The organism is Desulfosarcina alkanivorans, assembly GCF_009688945.1.
In the GTDB taxonomy this organism is placed as follows: domain Bacteria; phylum Desulfobacterota; class Desulfobacteria; order Desulfobacterales; family Desulfosarcinaceae; genus Desulfosarcina; species Desulfosarcina alkanivorans.
This window is the reverse complement of sequence record NZ_AP021874.1, coordinates 7,292,241-7,311,286: the sequence shown is the minus strand read 5'-3', so window position 1 is coordinate 7,311,286 and position 19,046 is coordinate 7,292,241. Positions and strand designations below refer to the sequence as shown.

At 57.2% G+C, this 19,046-nt stretch carries 16 protein-coding genes; 3 read left to right on the top strand and 13 right to left on the bottom strand.

Features of this window, described 5'->3' with window-relative positions:
• Positions 1-3: 3 nt before the first annotated feature.
• From DSCA_RS31825 to DSCA_RS31810, 4 genes are all read right to left on the bottom strand, one after another.
• Positions 4-171, bottom strand: a complete 168-nt coding sequence (locus DSCA_RS31825) for a Trm112 family protein (RefSeq protein WP_155320246.1) — start codon at positions 169-171, stop codon at positions 4-6.
• 3 nt (positions 172-174) lie between these two features.
• The gene (gene hldE / locus DSCA_RS31820; RefSeq protein WP_197904703.1) at positions 175-1,686 is read right to left on the bottom strand and encodes a bifunctional D-glycero-beta-D-manno-heptose-7-phosphate kinase/D-glycero-beta-D-manno-heptose 1-phosphate adenylyltransferase HldE; all 1,512 of its coding nucleotides are present in this window, start codon (positions 1,684-1,686) and stop codon (positions 175-177) included.
• Positions 1,683-2,306, bottom strand: a complete 624-nt coding sequence (locus tag DSCA_RS31815; RefSeq protein WP_197904702.1) for a D-sedoheptulose-7-phosphate isomerase — start codon at positions 2,304-2,306, stop codon at positions 1,683-1,685. Before DSCA_RS31815 ends, hldE begins: the two co-directional genes overlap by 4 nt.
• A gap of 209 nt (positions 2,307-2,515) precedes the next feature.
• A complete protein-coding gene (locus tag DSCA_RS31810; RefSeq protein ID WP_231716333.1) occupies positions 2,516-3,439 on the bottom strand; it encodes a hypothetical protein in 924 nt (307 codons plus the stop codon).
• Between the two features lie 314 nt (positions 3,440-3,753).
• Here DSCA_RS31810 and DSCA_RS31805 point away from each other — a divergent pair, with 314 nt between their 5' ends.
• From DSCA_RS31805 to DSCA_RS31795, 3 genes are read left to right on the top strand one after another with little or no spacing between them, the layout of a single operon-like run.
• Positions 3,754-5,535 carry an ABC transporter ATP-binding protein gene (locus DSCA_RS31805; RefSeq protein ID WP_331457141.1) on the top strand — a complete coding sequence of 594 codons (1,782 nt, stop codon included), beginning with the start codon at positions 3,754-3,756 and terminating at the stop codon, positions 5,533-5,535.
• A gap of 19 nt (positions 5,536-5,554) precedes the next feature.
• Positions 5,555-6,658 carry a glycosyltransferase family 4 protein gene (locus tag DSCA_RS31800; RefSeq protein WP_155320244.1) on the top strand — a complete coding sequence of 368 codons (1,104 nt, stop codon included), beginning with the start codon at positions 5,555-5,557 and terminating at the stop codon, positions 6,656-6,658.
• Between the two features lie 7 nt (positions 6,659-6,665).
• A complete protein-coding gene (locus DSCA_RS31795; protein WP_155320243.1) occupies positions 6,666-7,364 on the top strand; it encodes a lipopolysaccharide kinase InaA family protein in 699 nt (232 codons plus the stop codon).
• Positions 7,365-7,457: 93 nt separating this feature from the next.
• On the opposite strand, the gene DSCA_RS31790 is transcribed toward DSCA_RS31795, so the two are convergent.
• From DSCA_RS31790 to DSCA_RS31750, 9 genes are all read right to left on the bottom strand, one after another.
• Positions 7,458-8,705 (bottom strand): O-antigen ligase family protein, encoded by a 1,248-nt coding sequence (locus DSCA_RS31790; protein WP_155320242.1) that lies wholly within the window; start codon positions 8,703-8,705, stop codon positions 7,458-7,460.
• Between the two features lie 101 nt (positions 8,706-8,806).
• Positions 8,807-9,694 carry a DUF6492 family protein gene (locus tag DSCA_RS31785; protein ID WP_269434627.1) on the bottom strand — a complete coding sequence of 296 codons (888 nt, stop codon included), beginning with the start codon at positions 9,692-9,694 and terminating at the stop codon, positions 8,807-8,809.
• A 4-nt stretch (positions 9,695-9,698) separates the two neighbouring features.
• The gene (locus DSCA_RS31780; protein WP_155320240.1) at positions 9,699-11,012 is read right to left on the bottom strand and encodes a glycosyltransferase; all 1,314 of its coding nucleotides are present in this window, start codon (positions 11,010-11,012) and stop codon (positions 9,699-9,701) included.
• 109 nt (positions 11,013-11,121) lie between these two features.
• Positions 11,122-11,916 (bottom strand): glycosyltransferase family 2 protein, encoded by a 795-nt coding sequence (locus tag DSCA_RS31775; protein WP_155320239.1) that lies wholly within the window; start codon positions 11,914-11,916, stop codon positions 11,122-11,124.
• Entirely contained in the window at positions 11,913-12,989 is a 1,077-nt protein-coding gene (locus tag DSCA_RS31770; protein WP_155320238.1) for a glycosyltransferase family 9 protein, read from the bottom strand. The genes DSCA_RS31775 and DSCA_RS31770 overlap by 4 nt, the downstream gene beginning before the upstream one ends.
• The gene (gene waaF / locus DSCA_RS31765; protein WP_155320237.1) at positions 12,986-14,026 is read right to left on the bottom strand and encodes a lipopolysaccharide heptosyltransferase II; all 1,041 of its coding nucleotides are present in this window, start codon (positions 14,024-14,026) and stop codon (positions 12,986-12,988) included. The genes DSCA_RS31770 and waaF overlap by 4 nt, the downstream gene beginning before the upstream one ends.
• 129 nt (positions 14,027-14,155) lie before the next feature.
• Complete coding sequence (locus tag DSCA_RS31760; protein WP_167528046.1) at positions 14,156-15,079, bottom strand: lysophospholipid acyltransferase family protein; 924 nt, start codon at positions 15,077-15,079, stop codon at positions 14,156-14,158.
• A gap of 28 nt (positions 15,080-15,107) precedes the next feature.
• Positions 15,108-15,926, bottom strand: a complete 819-nt coding sequence (locus DSCA_RS31755; protein WP_155320235.1) for a phosphoribosylformylglycinamidine synthase subunit PurQ — start codon at positions 15,924-15,926, stop codon at positions 15,108-15,110.
• Positions 15,923-18,919: an AIR synthase-related protein gene (locus tag DSCA_RS31750; RefSeq protein WP_155320234.1), complete on the bottom strand. Its 2,997-nt coding sequence runs from the start codon at positions 18,917-18,919 to the stop codon at positions 15,923-15,925. Before DSCA_RS31750 ends, DSCA_RS31755 begins: the two co-directional genes overlap by 4 nt.
• Positions 18,920-19,046 lie beyond the last annotated feature (127 nt).

The following is a 19,046-nucleotide window of genomic DNA, read 5'->3' as shown; positions in this document are numbered from 1 at the left end:
CCTTCAAAGCGCTTTGGCCTCTTCGATCAGCATGATGGGGATGTCATCCCGGATTTCGTATACCAGCCGGCACCGTTCGCAGACCAGGCCGTCACCGGCCTCGTTGAGGTGAATTTCCCCCTTGCACCGGGGACAGGCGAGGATGTCGAGCAGCTCCTGGTTGATGGCCATTCCTTACTCCTTAACAGATGGTTCTGAATTATTGCCGTTGGCGGACAACTTGCGGGCGATGGCGGTGGTGCTGTGTCCCTCGAGGATCTCAACGAGACGGACCTGACCGCCATAGGCCTCGACCACGGACTTGCCGACCACGTCCTCGATCCGGTAATCGGCGCCTTTGACCAGGATGTCCGGCTTGAGTTGCGCGATGAGATTCAAGGGGGTGTCGTCATCAAAAAAAACCACCATGTCCACATCTTCGAGTGCGCTGAGAATGGCCGCCCGGTCCCGGCCGGGTAGAATGGGCCGCTGCGCCCCCTTGAGCCGCTGGATGGATGCGTCCGTGTTCAAGCCCACAATCAATCGGTCCCCCAGGTGGCGGGCCTGGTGCAGCAAACTGACATGGCCGGGGTGCAGCAGGTCGAAGCAGCCGTTGGTGAAAACGATGCGCTGCCCGGCCTGACGCCAGGTGGCGAGCCGGTCCGATGCCTCCGGGAGGCCGGCCACCTTCCAGAGGGTGGATGCGGGTTTCGGCTCCGCTTCACCCATCAGCGCGTTTTCCAGTTCGGCCCAGCGAAGCGCCCAGGTGCCCAGTTTCCCGACGACAATCCCGGCAGCCGTGTTGGCCACCGATGCCGCCTGGGCAAAGGACAGGCCGGTGGCCACACCGGCCGCCAGGGTGGCGATCACCGTATCGCCGGCCCCGGACACGTCAAACACCTCCCTGGCCCGGGCGGCAATCAGAACCGGCGAGGGATCCTCGCCGAAAAGGGCCATGCCTTCAGGCCCCCGGGTAACCAGCAGCCACGCGACACCCAGTTGCCGTCGAAAATCCAGGGCGACGGGAACCAGTTCACCTTCCGCCCGGACCCGGCTGCCGGTTGCCAGTTCCAGTTCGGCCGTATTGGGCGTGATGCAGGTGGCCCCGGCATACCGGCTCCAGTCCCTGCCCTTGGGGTCAATAAAAACAGGCACCCCTGCTTCGTTGCAGGCGCGGATGATCTGCTGGATGAACTCCGGGGAAGCAAACATGCCCTTGCCGTAATCCGACAGGATAACCGCGTCCGCACGGGGGATCATGTCCGTCGCCGCCGAGAGCAGCCGATGGGCCGTCCCGGTGGTGATGCCGCTGCCGTCCTCTTCATCCAGCCGAACCACCTGCTGTTTGCTGGCCATGATGCGGGTTTTGGTGGTGGTTGGCCTGTCGGCATCGGCGACGCAGCGATCATCGATGTTGAATGACGCCAGCAGGTCCTTGACCCGGCCGGCGGCCGTATCTTTTCCGATCAGCCCGATGAGGGCGGCACGGCAGCCCAAACCGGTGAGGTTGGCGGCCACGTTTCCCGCACCGCCAAGCCGGTAGGTTTTCTCATTGACCTTGACCTTGACCACCGGAACAGGGGCTTCCGGAGAAATCCGGCGGACATCGCCCCAATAGTAGCAGTCCAGCATCAGGTCGCCCACCACGAGGACGGTGGCCCGTCCCAGTCGGTCGGCCAGATGGCTATGCGTGGAAGAGATGGTCACACCGGGTCTCCATGGGTTTGGGGCAACCCGCTTTCGATCAGCCAGGCCCAGTAATGCAGGATAAAAATATGCGCCTCCTGGATACGCGCCGTGGTGGCGCTGTCCACCACGATGGCCTGATCCACCAGGCGGCTCAAGGTGCCGCCGTCTTTTCCCAACAGGCCTATGGTCTTCAGACCTGAAGAGGCGGCCTGCTCGACTGCCCGGACGATGTTTTCCGAGTGCCCCGAGGTAGAGATGCCGATCAGGACATCTCCGGAACGGCCAAGGCCGGCGACCTGACGGGCAAACACCTCACGGTAGCCATAGTCGTTACCCACGGCAGTAAGAATGGAAGTATCCGTTGACAGTGCCACGGCCGGGTAGGCCCGCCGTTCCCGCTCGAACCGTCCCACGATCTCCGCGGCAAAGTGCTGGGCGTCACTCGCGCTGCCCCCGTTGCCGCATATCATCAATTTGCCGCCGTCGAGCAGGCACTGCAACAGCATATCGCCCGCGGTTTTCAGGACGGGCGCCATGGGTTTCAGGTTTTCCAGACATTGGACATGCGCGTCGATCATGGTGTTCAGCATGGTTCCGTCATTCTCCCTCGTGTCGGCAGCGGGTGGTGTCGGCCCCATCACCATCACCGCGATTACCCAAAATCGATATTATTACCATACACGGGCGGGATTTGCAGCATTTTTATAATGACCCGACATGCTCCACGAAGGTCGGGGGCCCGAGGCCCCTATCCCCGGGGTCCGAGGCGCCACCTCCCCCGGGCAGTTCAAACACCGATGAAACGTCCTTTCAGGGAAGTCGATAGCACGCCGGCTTTGGCCGTCAATCAGTCCCGGGCCTCTGCGTATTCATAAACGGCAGCCGCAAGCAGGGGAATCATGATCTCGTGGTGGCCGGTGATGGCGTACCCGCGGCCGCCGGCGAGCACCGGCCGCTGAACCACATTGACACCGGGGCGGTAGTGCTGGATCATGTCAAAGTTGGCCGTGGTGAAATCCTTGACCGCATATCCCAGGTTGCGGGCCACGGCAAGGGCCTTTAAAAACACCTCCGGCATGACCACGGCACTGCCCAGGTTGATCACCACGCCGCCGCCGCCCAGTTTCGATACGCTGGCCGCAAATATACGGAAATCCCGAAGCGAGGCCTCGCCGATGGCGGCACCGCTGGCCGTCGGATGCTGGTGGACGATATCCGTGCCCATGGCCACGTGAAGGGTGTAGGGGATTTTCAATTCATGGGCACGGGCAATCAGGGCGCGCTGGATGTGGGGGGCCTTCTCCCGGCGCAGCAGCGCACCGACCGCCTCCCCGAAGCCCTCACTGCCGGCGGCGGATCGTCTGGCCGCATCGTTGACCAGCAGGGCGGTGTCGGCAGCCATGCCGAAGGAGCCGTCTTCCAGCTGCGCGCCCACGTCCTCCGAGGTGTGGCCGAAGCGCGCCAGTTCGGTATCGTGAATGGCCGCCGCGCCGTTGGATGCCAGATGGGTGATGAACCCGTCCGCGGCCAGCCCGGCCAGCACCGGGGCGCAGCCGGTTTTTATCACGTGCCCGCCGAACATGACCACAACCGGCTTTTTCCGCTGCCTGGCAACCGCAACGGCCCGGGCAAGGGCTTTGAATTCATCGGCTTTCAAAACGGCGGGCAGGCCATCCAGAAATTCTGAAACGGCCATGCCCCGCCGCAGCGGTCGGCCTTCAAGGGCCGTGGTCACCTTGGAGGGCCTGGCCGACGCCTGATAGGTTTTCAATAAGGAAAGATCTATTTCCTGATGAGGCATAATTTCAAGTCCATTCCGGGAGTCCCGGCAAACCGGGACACCCATTGGCATGCAGGGCGCTCGAATCGCACGGCATGGGGCGTTGATCGTTGCCGATTTTATATAGTGTCAGGCATGGATTGGCAATGGCTATCCCGACAGTCGGCGGTGACTGCCCTCTCCGGGGCACTGCCGATGGGGCCGCTTTCAACCCCATCGTTTACAAAAAGCGCCCCATGGGTTAAATACGGTGGCGCGTGGGATCCAGGAAGCGTGAGCGCTTACAGACAATAAGGAAAACGGGTGTGAAACATCTTTTCAACATAGAGGTCAGGGACCGGCATCGGCGGATACTGGCCCTGATCAAGAAAAACAGCGGTCGCCTGGTCATGGCCGCCGCATGCAGCCTGATGATTTCGGCGGCCACCACGGCAACGGGGTACCTGATCAAACCGGTCATCGACGACATCTTCGTGAACAGAGATACCACGGGGCTGATCGTCATGCCTCTGCTGGTGATTGTCGTGTTTCTGATAAATGGACTGGGTCGCTATGGCCAGGAGTATTTCATGAACTATGTCGGCGAAGATATCATTCGCCGCCTGCGCAATCAGCTTTACGACCACATCCAAGACCTCTCCCTGGCTTTTTTTCAAAAAGCGCGCACCGGCACGCTCATGTCGCGCATCACCAATGACGTCAATATCCTCAAATCGATGGTCTCGACCGCCGTCACCAGTTCCATGCGGGACATCGCCACCATCGTGGGCCTGACCGGGGTAATTTTCTACCAGAACTGGCGCATGGCCATCATCGCCTTTTTTGTGCTGCCAGTGGCCTTCTGGCCGATCTTTATCCTGGGACGCAAGGTGCGACGGGTGAGCACCGGCTGCCAGGAGGCCATGGCCAGCCTGAGCGCCTTCCTGCACGAAACCTTTGCCGGCAGCAAGATCGTTAAAGCCTTCGGCATGGAGCAGCACGAAAAGCGGCGATTCTTTGACCAGACCCGGCAGCTTTTCAACCTGGAGATTAAGGGCGTCAAGGTGCGTGCCCTTTCCTCGCCAATCATGGAATTCTTTGGTGGTCTGGGCATCGCTTTCGTCATCTGGTACGGCGGTTCGGAGGTGGTCGCCGGCAAGACCACGCCGGGTACGTTCATGAGCTTTCTTGCATGCGTCCTGCTTCTATACGATCCGGTACGGAAACTGAGCCACCTTAACAACACCATCCAACAGGGTATGGCCGCCGCCGACCGCGTTTTCGATATCATCGAGACGCCCTGCGACATCCAGGATTCCGCCGCCCCTCAATCCATCGTACCCGGACCTCACCAGGTTTCTTTTGAAAAAGTTCGCTTCAGTTACGGCAATCAGGATGTACTCAAGGGCATAGACCTGAAGGTGGATCATGGCCAAGTCTTGGCACTGGTGGGCATGAGCGGCGGCGGTAAGAGCACCCTGGCCAACCTGATCCCCCGCTTTTTCGATGTCACCGGGGGATGTATCCGCATTGACGGCACCGACATTCGCGACTATGCCCTGGCCAACCTTCGCAGCCAGATCGCCATTGTCACCCAGGACCCCATTTTATTCAACGAAACGGTTCGCGACAATATCACCTACGGCCGGCCCGATGCCACGGAGGAGCAAATCGTGGCCGCAGCCAGGGCCGCGTTCGCTCACGATTTCATCCAGCGCTTCCCCAACGGATATGACACCATGATCGGCGAACTGGGTGGAAGGCTCTCCGGAGGCGAAAAACAGCGCCTGTGCATCGCCAGGGCGCTGATCAAGAATGCGCCCATCCTGATTCTGGATGAAGCCACCTCATCTCTGGACTCGGAAGCGGAGTCCGTGGTTCAGAAAGCCTTGGAAAACCTGATGCACGGACGAACCACCGTGGTGATCGCCCACCGCCTTTCCACCATCGCCTCTGCTGATCACATCGCCGTCATTGTCGGCGGGCGTATTGTTGAAGAAGGCACACATGAAACCCTGTTGTCCGCCAACGGTGAATACCGCAAGCTCTATAGCATGCAGTATGCCGCCGGCAAGAAAAATGCCCTGTCGGCTGAACTGGAGGTCTGACCGCATTGTCTGAGAAACCATGAAAATCGCCTTACTTGTCAAACACTTTACCCGATCCGGGGGCAAGGAACGTTATGTGGTTGAGCTTGCAGGATCGCTGCAACAACTGGGCCACACCATCCACGTCTACGCCTATGATTGCGACCCCGACCTGACCGATAGGATAACCTTTCACGGCGTGCGCAAAGGCATGCCATTTTCCAGCGTCCTCAACACCCTCTCGTTTATCCGGGAAAGCAGGAAGCGACTCGCCTTTAGCACCTATGATATCATCCACTCCCACGAGCGAAATTATACCCAGGAGATCGTCACCCTCCACAGCCTCTCCTTTGTCCACGGCGTCGAAAAATACTCATGCCTCAGACAGCTGGACCAGAAATATTTCAGCCCGAGAAGTCTGCTCTATCTCTGGCTGGAGAAGCAGCAGATGAAATCCCCCTGGCTGGTTACCGTCTCAGGAGAAGTTTCCCGGGATGTCACCAAGCATTACGGACGCAGCCACCAAATCGTCTGCATCCCCCCGGGTGCCGATGTGAATCGGTTCTCCCCGGCCGCCGTGGCCGGCCTGCGGGATCAGGCAAGACAGGCGCACCATCTGGAAAAAGATGAACTGGCTGTCCTCTTTGTAGGTTCGGCGTTTCAGCGCAAGGGGCTGGACAGGGTGCTGCCAGCCATCCAAGGGAAAAGACGGCTTTTCGTGGTGGGCAGGGGTGACCGGCATGCCCGATACCACCGGCTCATCCGCCAGTATGGTCTTGAAGACAGGGTCGTGTTCACAGACATGGTGGACGACGTGGTGCCGTATTATGCCTTGGCCGATGTGGTGGTGCTACCGTCGCGGTCAGAGGCCTTTGGTATGAGCGTCCTGGAGGGGATGGCCTGCGGCCTGCCGGTGGTGGTCACGCCAAATGCAGGGGTGGCCGACCTGATCGTGCATGGCGAAAACGGGCTGATCATGCAGACCGACGTCGGCCTTGACCGATACTTGGACTTTCTTGGAAAGCCGGAAGAAAGGCGTCGGCTCGGTGAAAATGCCAGGCAGACGGCGCAGGCCCATACCTGGGAGCAGGTGGGGCTGCTCCATGAGGCATTTTACCGGCAACTCATCGCCAACCGCGGTTAAGATGGCCATGGCTACAGAATATTCTGAGCATACGTTTTCGCGACTGGTCCGCTGCAGAAGAGACCGTCTGTCCGAGACCATGCATAACCTGCTCAACGATCCGGACCGTTTCCTGGGTGGGGACGACTGCCACATCATCCAAGACAACTTCAAAAGCAAGCTGGGCCTGATCCATGTGGACGGCACCGATCTGGTAATCAAATACCACAACTACAAGGACTGGCTGCACAGGTTCCGGCGGTATTTCAGACCGACCCGGGCCAGCAAAAACTGGTATTATTCGAAACTGCTGCTCAACGAGGGGATCTGGGTGCCCGAACCGGTGGCCTGCATTGAAACGCGCATCGGGCCGCTGCGGGGTAAGTCTTATTTTATCTACAACTATGTCAAAGGAACGAACGGTGAGGATTATTTCCTGGAACACCGAAAGGATCCCCAAAGGACGGCCTTGGGCATGGAACTGGTGGTAAATCTGCTCAGGCGTTTCAAGGAACTGGGCTTGATCCACGGGGATATCCGCATGTCAAACCTGATTTTCAAAAACGACCGCATCTGCCTCCTGGATCTTGACGACATCAAGCCGATGGTCTGGTTTCATGCGCGCCGGGTTAAAAACCGCGATATCCGGGGATTGAGAAAGGATATCGGCTATAACATCCCCGAGGAACTCCAGGAACCGTTTTTAAGGCGTCTGGCATCTCTGTAATCGGCTTTTGTAAGCACATTAATCTTCGCCAATGTGTGTTTTCCACGGCAATTTCAAAAAGACGCACTTACAGCGATTTGCCGGCCTGCCTGGCTATCGCCGTCCAAGCCCGAAATCCCGACGCCCAGTGCCCGTAAAAGATACTTTCCACAGCACGGTAGTCATAGCCAGCAACGAGAAGAAAATCATATCCAGTTGGTGAATGAAGACCGGCTCGAACATGCCACCAACCAAAAATACGACCATTGAGGCCATCATGGTTCTGGCCAGCGCCTTTGATGAGACAGATACCCCCCGGACGGATGTTTTTATACCCATAAAGAAATAGGCCGACAGGAGATAGAGGTATAGACCTATTCCGACCAACCCCATACGGACACCAATGCTTAAAAACATGTTGTGTGGAAAAATTACGTATATGTCTTTCCTGTATATCTTCGGAATCCGGTTGAAATATCTTTCATTGGCATACACCTTTTCATTATCAAAGATATCGATGGCATAACCGGTGCCTTTTACAGGATGGTCCTTGATCACCTCGATATAATACAGGATTGCGCCCAGACGGTGTTGATTGCTGACTGATTTTTCTTTAAAAAACCTTTCCTTAACAGGCGACCCCAGCAAGCCGATGGTGATAATCAATAATACCGGCAAGATTATCTTTAGATTCTTTTCAAGTAAAAAAAGGCAGAAAACAGACGCAACCAGCGCCAGAATCCCACCCCGAGACTGGGTCAGGAAGGTGGTGGTGATACAAATCAGTATAGCAGTTGCTATCAATGACTTTAGATATTTGTTTTTGGTATTTCTGAATTCATAAATCGAGAAAACAACCGCGATATTGGCTCCGAAACAGATGATATTGTGTGCGGCTGAATCAAAGCCAAGCCGTGTCGACCAGTTGTTGGCTTGTATGACATAAAAATAAACAATCGCGCCGGCACAAAAAATCAGGATTGAAACAATTGCGGTACGTATAAACCATTCAATCATGGCCTCATCTCCAAACACATTCGTGACAAGGACCCATAGAAAAATGTATTTTACTAGATGCGAAAAGAGGCTATCGAAGCTGTCACCTATTTTGTATGCAAAAACAGATGTAAGAACCGCCCATACCAAAATAAGCAGGATCGGTAACGTCAAGGGAGAAGCAACATCAATTGCGATCTTTTTCTTCGCCGCCAAAACAATAAAAACAATGAACGCAATATAAAACAGAATATCTTTTATTGAATTTACGTGAGGGAATGCATTTAAGAAAAACGAAGAGAGGAATATGACTGCTATTAGAGTATTGGGTTTTTGATTGAGAAAAAAATTCTTAACTATCAGCATATCAACTCATCATCAAACGGTCTTTGTGGTTCTAAAGTATATACACGAAAAGATATTTCTGGAACGACAAGCTTTTCGACGGCCAACAAGCACAAAAGGCATCAGCGGTTCAAGAAATATTTCAGCCGTTTCCTATATTTTCGAATCTTTTGCCTTACCCATCGCATTCTACTGAATTTACGAGGAGATGCCCAGTTCGACTGCATGACAACCCCCAGATACCGCCCCGATAGAGAGTGGTCATTTTCGCCAGCCATCTGATCTCTGAAGAATTGTTCTGCATAATGATACACCTTGAACAGCGGACTCTTGGGAATAATGGGGATTGTGTTGGAATAGTGAAGGTATTCACCGTACAACTGCATTTCACACGGATAGGTTATCAGCAGGCTGTATATGGATTCATTATTGCGTGACAGGTAGTCTTCATACAAACTCTGCAATACCGCGCATGACCAAATCAGGGGCGCATAACCAAAATTATACTGCGGTCCGGAACGGTTGAAGCCACGTGCGATTCTGCTTGCCAATTGTTGAAATTTTTCAATGATCGCATCGTCGTAAGTGGCGGCAAAATCAAAAAGGTCTTCGGATCGATGCTGAATGGTGTATGGCACGCCTTCTTCAGCAAAAAAGTCGGACAGAGAAAACGCCTTGATAAAATACGAATCGGAATCCAACCATAAATAATTCCGGCATTTTCCCATGCGCCAAAATTCAAGTTTGATGAGCTGTTGCAGCAAGTGCTGTGGATACGAAGCGGGGACCTGCCCGTAGGTCCTGCAACTTTCCGACAATATCTCCTCATCGGTTAAGAACGTGCAGGGCATCCCTTCAAAACACGTCTTAAATGAGTCGAGATCCTTTTGGGGAACGCACATATACAATGGAATAGAGTCGGTATTGTAGCGTTTAATGCTCTCTGCCAATCGCTTGGCTCGGAGCATGTCCCTGTCATAGGATTTACAGAATAGGACCAGATTTTCCATAGGTCTATATTTCGTGTGCCGGGCTTTTGACAATGTTGGCAGCAATGTGAACCAGTTGTTCCACCGCCTTTTCGATGGTGTATGCCTGGCGTTGTTCCAGATCCGGAAGTCCTGTTTCTCGCCACTGCTCGAATAGCTTCTTCAACGCCGTGGCGATAGCCCTGGAATCCCCTTTCCTCAGGGAAAGATGACCGCAGGCCGTCAACATCGTGTCCAATTCCGAACCTTCCAGAACAATACCGAATACCGGTCGGTTCGTCAGCATGTATTCGTAAAGTTTGGAAGGGATATACTCGTCCCCCCCCATGCTGTCACCGTGAATCAGGAGAAGGAGATCACAGCGATGCATTTCTTCAAAAACTCGCTCTCTGCCAGATTTCCCTGTCTCCGGATCGCGTTCGAGCCGTCCATGCAGGTGCACCATGTCATGCAGCCCATTATGTTCCAGAACCTGCCTGGACACCGGATCCAGATCGGCTCCGTAGACATCAAGCACCACCTTCTCCCCAGCTGATGGGTGTGTTTCTCTCAACCGATGCATCGCCTCGAGAAACTCGCCCAGATTGCGATGTCTGGCGAGGGACCCGAAGTAGCCGACATGCAGCTTATCCCTTTTGGCGTAGGCAACGGTATCGATCGGCGGAGGATCGGCACCCGGCCGAATGACATGCCCTTTGTCGGTCGTCTGAGTTCGTTCTGCAGCGCTGGACAACGCTTTTTCGGTAAAATAGACAACCGCATCGGCATGCCTGAAAATCAGCTGTTCCAACCAGCGGTGAAACCGGTAACGCTGATAGCGCCGTTTTTGGCCGGCCATGATCAGCGGGTCATGGATTTCGGCTAGCCACGGCAGCCCGCACCATCTGGAAACTAGGAAGCCGGCGACATGGGTGCTCGTGGGCCCGGCAGTGGAATAAACCAGGGCGGGATGATGCTCACGGACGGCACGTCGCCCCCGGATGGCCGCCGAAAGGAACCACGACCAGTGGCTGTCCAGGTTGATGAACAGTTTTTCCAGCAGCAGGAAGGGAAGCAGCGGCAGGGCCACCAAAACTTTGAAGAACCGTTGCCGCGGCCTGGCATCCGTCTTGTTGGCGATGACGTGCCGCATCTCGAACAGAAAGCCTGACGGTGCGGGGCTGAATATCTGGTAGTGAGGGAAACGGTGGTCTTCTCTCCCGGTCGGTGCACTGATGACAACGGGCGTGATGCCTTTACCCATCATCATCGGGAGCCTATCCGTAATGGTATGGCTGGCCGCCCTGCCGTCCATATTAAAACAGTGGGCGAGAATCAGCCATCGTTGAGTTTCGGCCATGTCGCAATTGTCCTCTTCCATTAAATAAAACGACGCTCATGCCGCATCACTTCTGTTGTGAAACCTTCGGACGATTCTCGACATGCGCCCTTTGCCGATGACCGCGGCGTCATGGTTTTTCTCGATTAATGCCTTGCGGGCAATAATAACCGCCACTGTCCATGGTTTGCTGTAACACGGCATCATTGTTTCTCAAATGGGACCTGTCGTTTTCCGCATGCCACAAATGATAGCATATGGCCATGAATGGATGGGTGCGACGTTTCAGGCCGTAATTCGTGAGCCGAACCACCAGTTCGGAGTCCTCTCGCCCCCACCCGACAAAATCCTCATTGAAACCATTTACTGCCAGAAGATCCGTTTTGAAAATTCCCATGTTGCAGCTTCGGGTTCCAGAAGCGCCTGGCGCCGGCAAAGATGGGAGCCATGGACACCGAATCACGTGGTGCGCGTTGGAAAGTCCGCCCAGGATGATGTATTTAAAAATGTTCCCAATGGAATTGGCCTGCGGCCAATCGAATGCATCGGCGATCGGTTGTTCCACCAGTACCCGTTTGCCCTGGAAAAAACGTCGGCTTCGGGCCAGCCGCACGTGGTCGGTAACAAAATGCCGGTTGGGGATGCAATCACCGTCCATTAAAATGATATAGTCGCCAGTCGCCCGGCGAATGGCATCGTTTCTTATCTTCGCCGCCCTGAACCCCTCATCCGCATGCCAGACATGCATGAGCGGGTACGGTAGCCCCGGTTCCATCTGTTCGATCACCAATCGCGTCGCATCTGTTGATCCGTCATCGGCAATGATGACCTCACTCGGGCAATGGGTCTGGTGGGCCAAACCGTTCAACACCTTGGTCAGCGCATCCGGACGATTGTAGGTCGTCACGATCACGGATGGGTTCACGATGGGCCTCCTTCGGGCCGGTCTTTTTCCAGCAGGCGGCGGGTTGCCTGAAGCACATCGGACACAGTGATATCCGTCATGCAGCGGCAGCGATGTTCATCGCATTGACGCTTGAAGCAGGGGCTGCAGGCCGGTGCGGTGCGCACCACCTGATGCCCGTCCCCGAAGGGCCCGGTTCGCCAGGGGGCGGTAGGGCCGAACAGGGCCACGACCGGCGTGCCGACGGCCGCCGCCAGGTGCATGGGGCCGGTATCGGTGGCCACCAGGGTCCTCGACAGGTGATACAACGCGGCCAGCATCTTCAAACTGGTCCGCCCGGTCAAGTTGGCTGCCGGCGCCGCCATCATCCCCATGATCGATTGCACCACCGGGTTGTCGGCCGGACCACCGGTAAAGACAACATCCACATGGTGGTCACGGACCAGGCGGTCGGCCAGCATGGCGAAGCGGTCGTTCAACCACAGCTTGGTCTCCCAAAGCGCAACCGGGTTGATGGCCACCAGCATGCGCGATCCGTCCACCTCCTGCTCGCCTAACAGCTCCCTGACAGCGGCGATGTCACCGTCGGAAAAGGGGATGTCGTAAACCACCTTGCGCGTGGTTATGCCGATGGCGTTTAAAAGCATCAATCCCCGGGTGAGGGCATGCACCTCCATGTCCACCGGTGGTATGCGTTCGTTGAGAAACAGATAACTGAACTCCTGGTGTTGCATGCCCTTGTCGAACCCGATCTTGCGTTTTCCCCTGGCCATCCCCACCAGCAGACCGCTTTTCAGCAGGGCATGAAAGTCGATGATGATATCGTATCGCGTATGGCGAAGGTCCTTCCAAAAACGCCGGATCTCCTTCAACGCCTGGCGGCGGTCCGGTCCCCGCAGCCGGCGCATCCATGATTTTCGTCTGGAGACCAGCACGCGATCCAGGGCCCGGTGCCCGACAACCAGGTCCGCTGCCGCCTCCTCGATCAGCCAGGTGATGTGGGCCTGCGGGTAGTGCTCCCGGATGGCGTTCAGCGCCGGCAGGGTGTGGATCACATCGCCGATGGCGCTGAGCTTGACAATAAGGATATTCACAGCAGCCCCTTGAGGGTATCGAACACCAGCTCCACACTGACCTGTTTCATGCAATTCATGTGGCCCAGGGGGCACACCGGTTTCATGCACGGACTGCATTCGATGGGCACCCGGACAATCCTGCTGGTGTCGCTGTGAGGGCTGGTGGTGGTGGAATTGGTAGAGCCGAAGATGGCCACCAGGGGGGTGTTCAGGGCGGCCGCCACGTGCATGAGCCCCGAATCGTTGGTCACGAAAGCATCGCATCGGTCGATCAGGGCCATGGCCTGGCCCAGGCTGGTCCGGCCGCTGAGGTCAATGGCCGGACCGTGCATCATGCGACGGATGTTTTCTCCCAGTTCCCGATCCGAAGGGCCGCCGAATATCAACACCGTCGCCCCCCATTCATCCCGCAAGCGGTCACCCAGGGCAGCATAGCGCTCCGGAAACCACTGCTTGGCCGGGCCGAAGGTGGCGCTTGGATTGAGGCCGACGATCCTTGCCGCTGGATCGACGCCTTGGCGGGTGAGAAGTTGCCGAGCCTGTTCGCGGTCGTTTTCACCAAGGGTGAGTTCAAGCACCTGATCGCCATCAACCACCCCTATACCCTTTAGGATCTCAAGATAGTAGCCGGTCTGATGGATGGCCTTGATGGCCCTGGTGCACCGCACCGCATGGGTCAGCAGCGGGCGACGGGCGTCGGTGTCGAACCCGATGCGCACCGGAATGCCGGCCAAAAAGGCAATCAGGGCCGCTTCGATGGCGTTCTGCAAAAAAATGGCCGCGTCGAAACGATGCCGCCGCAAATCCCTGGCCAGGCGGATCGGTCCCATCGCTCCCCGGTGTCGGCCATTGGCCTCGTAAACTATAATCTCGTCCACATGAGGGCTGTGGGCGAACACCGGCGCAACCCAGGGTTTGGCCAGCAGGCTGATTCGGGCACCGGGGAAGTGGCGACGGATAGCACGCACGGCCGGCGTGGTCATGACGGCGTCACCGATCCAGTTGGTGGAGCGGATCAGCAACCGCTTGATTGCTTTTCGCTCGTTGACATTCATTGGGAATCCAGGGCTTCTGATTTATTCAACCTCGCACCTACGTACTGGGTATCATCCTCATCGAAATCGGGATCGAAACATCACCATCTCCATGCTTATAGATTACCGTCGGACAAAATACCCCGGGATTCAGGGCCTGGGCCAGGGGGTGAAGGTTTTGGTTTTCCAGCGGCGATGGACCCAGAACCATTGGTCGGGTTCGGCCCGGATTCCCTCTTCGATCACCTTGGTATACTGGGCGGTCCTGGCTTCAACATCCTTTCTCAGGTCTCCGGTGGTGGGCGCCGGGGTCAGGATCTGTCCAAAAACCGCCCGAAAGCCATCCGCCTGGCGGTAGAGGAATACCGGCATCACCGCAGCCCCTGTCTTCATGGCGATCACCGCCATGGCCTTGGTCGTACAGGCAGGATGTCCGAAAAAATCGACCCAAACCCCGTCGTAGTAATCCACATTCTGGTCCATCAGCATGGCAACGGCTTCGCCTTTTTTGAGCGCCTTGAGAATTTTCAGCAAGGCACGCCGCGATTGAATCAGCCTGGCGCCAAATCGGGACCGGGTGCGTTCGAAAAAACGGTCCAGCGGCTTGAAGTCAAGCGGTCGGTAGACGATATTGATAGGGATATCCACTTGTCCGGCGACGATGGGGAGCAATTCCCAGTTGCCCATGTGCGCGGTAATGACCAGCACTCCGTTTCCCTGCCGGTAGGCGGTCCGGTAGTTATCCAACCCCTCTACGGTGATATGCCGGCAGAGGGTCTCCCAATCGACGGTCAGCGACCATCCCACCTCAAACAAAATCTGCCCGAGGTTTCGGTAGACCGCCTTGGCAAGGGAGCGCCGCTGTGTTGGATCCAGTTCGCGTCCAAGGGCCATCTGCAGGTTTTTCAGCGTGACCTCCCGATGCCGCTTGTCCAGCAGGAACGCGGCCTCCCCCAAAAAATTACCCATGCACCTGGCCACAGGTCGGGGAATCCATCCGATGAGCTGGGCCAGTCGCTCCAGCAATTTGAACAGCCGCAGTTCGCTGCTTGTTAAAGTTCTTCGAAGATTCATGGGAAATGTTCGGGTAAAATTCAGCCTCTCAGCAGCCCAGATAGGTGACGGCATTCTCGAAGATACGGATCCCGGCCCCCATTTTGCTGCGGTCGATCCTCCCGGCCCGTTTCTGTTTTTCCGCCTGCCGCGTCCAGTCCGGATGATTGGTCACATGGTTGTAAGCTTCCGGGTGCGGCATCAGGCCGAAAATCCGTCCGGTGGGATCGCAGATACCGGCAATGTCGGCCAGGGAACCGTTGGGGTTGTGGGGAAAGGCGCCGGCGGCCGGCCGGCCGTCGGGCATGGCATATTGCATGGGGATCTGACCGTTATCCTTAAGGGCCTGCAGCGTTTCGTCTTCCGCATAAAACTTGCCTTCGCCATGCCTGACCGGCAGGTCGAGGGCATCGATGCCCCGGGTAAAAATGCAGGGCGAATCCGGATTGATCCGTGTGCGCACCCATTGATCCCGGAAGTTGCCGCAGTCGTTATAGGTCAGGGCCACGGATCGCCGGGTGTAGTCCCCGTCGATGCCCGGCAGCAGCCCCAGGTTGACCAGGGTCTGGAATCCATTGCAGATGCCGACGATCAGCTTTTGTGCGGCCACAAAATCGAGCAGGCGGTCACCGATGTTCGTTTTCAGGCGCAGGGCCTGAATCACACCGGCGCCATGATCGTCACCCCAGCTGAACCCCCCGCCAAAAGCCAGGATCTGGAAATCGTCGAGGGATACGTCGCCGGCGATCACCGTGTTGATGTGCGCCCGTGTGGCCGCCGCCCCGGCCAACTCGAAGGCGTAGGCCGTTTCAAGATCACAGTTCAGGCCGAAGCCCGTCAGCACCAGTACATTCGGTTTTGTGCTCATATCAGGTCCCCGAACGGCCCTTTCCAGGCCGACTTCATCTGTTCAACGGTCAATTCCGCAATGCACTTACCATGCATGCCGTCGATTTTCAATTGCGGCGTCCGGGTAACCCGCCCCACGCAGGCGGCCGTCTGGCCGGCCATCAGCCGGTCAAAGGCGTCCCGGTTTTCCGGTGCCACGGTAACGATGAACCGGCCGGCACTTTCCGAGAACAAAAGGGTGTCGTCCCGATCGATACCGTCCGAAGGCACCCGCTTCAGGTTCACCGCCAGGCCGGTTTCACCGGCCATGGCCACCAGCGCCAGATGAACGGCCAGCCCGCCCCGGTAGATACCGTGGCAGGAAGCCAGCAACCCCTTGCGCACGGCTTCGGCCATGAGGCGATAGCAGACGGCAAACCCGTCGGGATCGACGACGGGCACATTCAGCCCCAGTTCTCCAAAAAGCTCGTAGTACTCCGACCCGCCCAGTTCATTTCTGGTGAGCCCGACCACATAAACCAGATCGCCGGGGACTTTCGCATCCATGGTGAGGCATTGGCCCACATCCTCGATGACGCCGGCCACCGAGAACTGGAGGGTTTCCAGTGCCGAAACCTTATGGGATTCGCCGTACCGCCCCGGCAGATGGCCGTCCACGTACATGGAATCCTTGCCGGAGAGCAGTGGAATGCCATAGGCCATGCACATCGTCTTCAGCGCCCGGCAGGACCGCACCAGCCCGGCGGCTTTATGCTTGCCGTCGGGGTTCCTGTCCGCATCGTACTGAACGCTGGGCCAGCAGAAATTGTCGACCCCGCCGAGGTGGTCCGGATCCCCGCCCACGGCAATGGCACGGCGCACGGCCTCGTCAATGGTACAGGTGGTCATGTGATAGGCATCGATGGCGGAATACATGGGGATCAGCGCCTGTGAGAAAACCAGGCCGCGCTCGGAGGTCAGCACCGGCCGAATGACGGCCGCATCGCTGGGCACATCCCGTGCGGCCCCCACAAGCGGTTTGATCACGCTGGTGCCCTGCACCTCGTGGTCGTACTGTCGGCAGACCCATTCCTTGGAGCAGACGTTCGGCCGGGCCAGCATGTCCAGAATCAGGCCTGCGAAATCCTCGGGCACGCCAACCACCGGCTCGGTCAGTCCGCGAAGGGCCGGCGGCCGCCAGACGGCCTCGAACTCCCACTGGGGGAAGGCCGATGTGAGCAGATCCAGATCCACGTAGGCACAGGTGGCCCCGTTGTAGGTGATGTGGATTTTCCCGCTGTCGGTATAGGTGCCGATGACGGTGCTTTCGACTTCGTGCTGCCGGGAAAGGGCCATGAAGCGATGCAGGTGGTCGGGATCGATGGCCACCGTCATACGCTCCTGGGATTCCGAAATCCAGATCTCCCACTGATCCAGGCCGTCGTATTTCAACGGGACCTTGTCCAACTGGATGTCACAGCCGTTGGAAAACAGGGCGCTTTCGCCGACCGACGAGGACAGTCCGCCGCCGCCGTTGTCGGTGATGAAACGGATCAATCCCTCGTCCCGGGCGTCGATCAGGAAATCGTGCATTTTTTTCTGGGTGTAAGGGTCGCCGATCTGAACGTGGCCGGCCGGGGTGTTTGCGGAAAACGTGGCCGATGAGGCCGTCACGCCGTGGATGCCGTCCTTGCCCACCCGGCCGCCGCACATCACGGCCAGGTCTCCGGGCAGGATCGTCTTCTGGTCCGAGGGTTCGCCGTTGATCTCGGCCGGCATGATTCCCAGGGCGGTGACGAACACGAGGCATTTTCCCAGGTACCCCGGATGAAACATCACCTGGCCGAAGGGGGTGGGAATGCCGCTCTTGTTGCCGCCGTCGCGGACCCCTTCGATGACGCCGTCCAGCAGCCTTTTGGGATGCAGCCGCGGCTGGAGATCCCCGTCGTAGTCGCGCGGTCCGACGCAGTAGCCATAGCTGCCCATGATCAGCCGCGAGCCCTTGCCGGTGCCCATGGGGTCCCGGTAAATGCCGACAATGCCGGTGATGGCGCCGCCGTAAGCTTCCATGTTGGACGGCGAATTGTGGGTTTCCCCGGTAATCACGTAATTGTGGTCCCGGTCAAAGCGCCCTACCCCCGCATTGTCCCACAGCACGGACACCACCCACTCTTTTCTGGCTTTCAGTTCCAGGGTGGGTCCCTGGATATAGGTTTTGAACAGGCTGTCGATCGTCTCCGTTTTACCGGACTCGAGGTCGCGGTAGGTGAACCGCCCGCCGAATGTATTGTGGTTGCAATGATCGCTGCGCGCCTGGGAAAGGTATTCCAGTTCCACATCCGTCGGGTCTGAAAGGGAGACCTGGCGGCGCTGCCGCTGGACCTCCGGTTTCAGGAAATAGGACCGGATCGTCGGGATGTCATTGGGATTGAGAGACAGGCTGCGCTCTTCGCTGAGGCGGGTCAGCGTGTCGTCGCTGTCGATGGAAAGCGTGGCCACCTCGGGGTGATGGTCGAGAATCACCTTGGGAATGATAAACCCGATGCCGGTGGCCGGATCCCACTGGCTTCGATCATAAACGGCCCACTGCTGGATGATGTCGTTGGCCAGCAGTTCACCGGCGATTTTTTCGGCGTCCCGGCGGGAGATCCCGTTTCCCTTCAGGCAATAGCGTTTGGACGTATAGATGGCCTCGCCGGGCTTCAACGGCGACCGCAGCAGATCCTCCACTGCTTCAACGGCGGTGGCGCCCGGATTGTCCCGCACACCGGGACGGAAGCCCACCCAGATGATCCAGTCAAAATCCACATCCAGGGGCCGAAGGGAGGACACCTGGGTCACCGGATTGGTGAAAATCTCCGTCCGGATCGTTTCGGTCTGATCGGGTGTCAGGTCCGCATCGATGGTTACGATATGGATCGTGCGTACCCGGTGCAGATCGATGTCAAAATAGTTCTTGGCCTTGACGCAAAGGGACTGCCCCTCTGCATCCAGAAGCTGCTCTTTTAGCGTGACTTCGATTCGTTGCGGCATGATCAACCTGTTTAATTTTGAATTTTAAATTTTTAGTGTTGCATTATGAATTGTATTTTTCTGTCTGATTTCAAAACGATAGAATGCTCTTATTCAAAATTAAAAATTCATCATTGGATATTTAAAA

Bases quoted from the DNA above. Each gene is read 5' to 3' on its own strand.
- DSCA_RS31825 (WP_155320246.1), bottom strand. From the start codon at position 171: ATGGCCATCAACCAGGAGCTGCTCGACATCCTCGCCTGTCCCCGGTGC.
- DSCA_RS31815 (WP_197904702.1), bottom strand. From the start codon at position 2,306: ATGGGGCCGACACCACCCGCTGCCGACACGAGGGAGAATGACGGAACC.
- DSCA_RS31800 (WP_155320244.1), top strand. From the start codon at position 5,555: ATGAAAATCGCCTTACTTGTCAAACACTTTACCCGATCCGGGGGCAAG.
- DSCA_RS31795 (WP_155320243.1), top strand. From the start codon at position 6,666: ATGGCTACAGAATATTCTGAGCATACGTTTTCGCGACTGGTCCGCTGC.
- DSCA_RS31790 (WP_155320242.1), bottom strand. From the start codon at position 8,705: ATGCTGATAGTTAAGAATTTTTTTCTCAATCAAAAACCCAATACTCTA.
- DSCA_RS31785 (WP_269434627.1), bottom strand. From the start codon at position 9,694: ATGGAAAATCTGGTCCTATTCTGTAAATCCTATGACAGGGACATGCTC.
- DSCA_RS31780 (WP_155320240.1), bottom strand. From the start codon at position 11,012: ATGGCCGAAACTCAACGATGGCTGATTCTCGCCCACTGTTTTAATATG.
- waaF (WP_155320237.1), bottom strand. From the start codon at position 14,026: ATGAATGTCAACGAGCGAAAAGCAATCAAGCGGTTGCTGATCCGCTCC.
- DSCA_RS31760 (WP_167528046.1), bottom strand. From the start codon at position 15,079: ATGAATCTTCGAAGAACTTTAACAAGCAGCGAACTGCGGCTGTTCAAA.
- DSCA_RS31755 (WP_155320235.1), bottom strand. From the start codon at position 15,926: ATGAGCACAAAACCGAATGTACTGGTGCTGACGGGCTTCGGCCTGAAC.
- DSCA_RS31750 (WP_155320234.1), bottom strand. From the start codon at position 18,919: ATGCCGCAACGAATCGAAGTCACGCTAAAAGAGCAGCTTCTGGATGCA.